The sequence below is a fragment of the Vibrio viridaestus genome (assembly GCF_003856525.1).
Lineage (GTDB): Bacteria > Pseudomonadota > Gammaproteobacteria > Enterobacterales > Vibrionaceae > Vibrio > Vibrio viridaestus.
Genome location: NZ_RJVQ01000163.1, coordinates 1 through 399, shown reverse-complemented (window position 1 = coordinate 399; position 399 = coordinate 1). Strand labels below are relative to the sequence as shown.

Here is a 399-nt window from a genome sequence, read left to right as displayed (position 1 = left end):
TTTCTATAGACGCTTCATACCGAGATGCGCATTACTTATGAAACCTCTGACCGACCAACTTCGTGGARATGCGARATCCATTAATTTRGACGACACCGCACGAAAAGCATTCTCCACAGTTAAGGAACTGATYGCTAAAGCAACRATGCTYGCACAYCAGGACACCCGAGCACCCATTAGCATCGCAGTAGACGCATCCGACTCRGCAATCGGAGGAGTCTTACAACAATGGGTTAACAACTCCTGGCAACCCTTGRCMTTTTTCTCTAGAAGGTTGCTAGACACCGAATCGAGGTACAGCACATTCGGTAGGGAACTCCTAGCTATGTATTGTGCTGTACGGCATTTCCAGCACTATATCGAAGGCCGTGAATTCACTCTTTTCACGGACCATAAACC

At 47.3% G+C, this 399-nt stretch carries 1 protein-coding gene; it reads left to right on the top strand.

All coding sequences use genetic code 11. From position 1 onward, the window contains the following. Positions 1–37: 37 nt before the first annotated feature. On the top strand, positions 38–399 hold a 362-nt coding region (locus EES38_RS23370; RefSeq protein ID WP_166434337.1), incomplete at its 3' end, for a ribonuclease H family protein.